Origin of the sequence: Saliphagus sp. LR7, from assembly GCF_003344565.1 — an archaeon.
Lineage (GTDB): Archaea > Halobacteriota > Halobacteria > Halobacteriales > Natrialbaceae > Saliphagus > Saliphagus infecundisoli.
On sequence record NZ_QPND01000067.1, the window covers coordinates 1 to 1,432 of the forward strand.

Below are 1,432 nucleotides of genomic sequence, written 5' to 3' on the forward strand. Positions count from 1 at the left end.
TCGGTAGTTCCCATCGCTCCTGGTTTCTGACTCGATTTCTGGAGAAAAATGACCGAGATCAGCGTAATGGATTCAGTGAGTCGAACAAAGACGGCGGTCTCACGTCAGTGAGAGCGCCGTCACCCGAGAGATGATCCACAGCGGTCGCTCAGTCACCGGACTGACGCTGGACGCGGGCGGGCTCAGCCCGCGTCCAGCTGGCTGTAGGTCGCTGGAATGCCGACACCGTTGGTCGGTGCTTCCCATTTCCGACCCAACGTGTCGTCGAGGACGTGATCAATCCACTCACGAAACACCTCGAAGCGGAACCAGACAGGCAGTGCTCGCCCGCCGCGCCGCGGCGTGGCGAGCACACCCCAGCGAACGATGAGCCAGAGATTCCGCAGCAGGAAGCTCACGAGAACGAACAACAACCGAACGGTTGGATCAGTCGTGCTTGTCCGCGCACGCGCTTCGCGCATCGTTCGGAAGGCTGTCTCGATCGCTGAGCGTTTTTGGTAGAGGGCTTCGACTTCCTTCGGCGTGCGATCGGCCAGATCGCACGCCACGTACGCCCGGACGAGCAAGCCGTGTTTTCCTCGGTTGCCCTGTTGGTAGGAGACACAGACCGCGAGCGGGAAGCGCAGTTCCCGCTCGCTCCCCTCGTACATCAGGTACTCCGTCCAGTAGGAGATCGTCGTGTCCAGTTTTGCGGCCATCTGTTTCCCACCGCGGATGACTGGAAGAGCGACTGATGCGGCTGCATCCAGTCGCTCGATCGACGCGCCGGCGTAGAACCCACGGTCGGCGAGGAGGGCAGCAATCTCGAACGGCAGGGCCGCGACGTGGTCGAGCAGGCGCTCGACCGCGTCGCTCTTCGGTTCATCGCTCCGGACGGGTGTGACCGCGACGATGAGCGGTTTCGCCCGACAGAGGACGAATCCAGCGAGGTAGCGATGGCACTGGGAGGTGCCATCGCGAGGCTTCGTGTGACAGAGTTCGCCAGGTTCAGCGTGTGGACAGCCGTGGTAATGGATATCGACGAAGTCGAGGCAGATGATCCTCGGCCCCGGCCCGAGGATCATCGCCGCCTGCTCGACGAAGAGGTCATTGACGAGTGCTTCCAGTTCAGCAGGCGGAACCGTGTGAAGCTGTGTCAGCGTGTAGTCGTCGGAGTACGTTCTCCGAGTAGTATCGGTGACAGCTTTGATTGATTTCTGGTCCACAGCGGCTTGGAGGAGTGTCTCTCGGATGATCCCGGAGTCGAAGACTGCCGCTTCGACTCCGGGGATCGGTATCTCTGCAAGCAAACCGAGCGCCAACGTTTCAAGCTCAGAGGCCGTAAGCACAGTGTCTGGATGGTATAGGAATCTCACATGCACCCATCTAGACGTCTCCTGAGAATCTAACCCTATCAGTCCTGACTACGTTCTGATTCGATGGGAACTACCGA

At 60.1% G+C, this 1,432-nt stretch carries 1 protein-coding gene; it reads right to left on the reverse strand.

All coding sequences use genetic code 11. The features are described 5' to 3' along the window. Positions 1-182: 182 nt before the first annotated feature. On the reverse strand, positions 183-1,355 hold the full coding sequence (locus tag DVH23_RS23175; protein WP_114579690.1) for an ISH3 family transposase: 1,173 nt from the start codon (positions 1,353-1,355) through the stop codon (positions 183-185). Between the last annotated feature and the right edge of the window lie 77 nt (positions 1,356-1,432).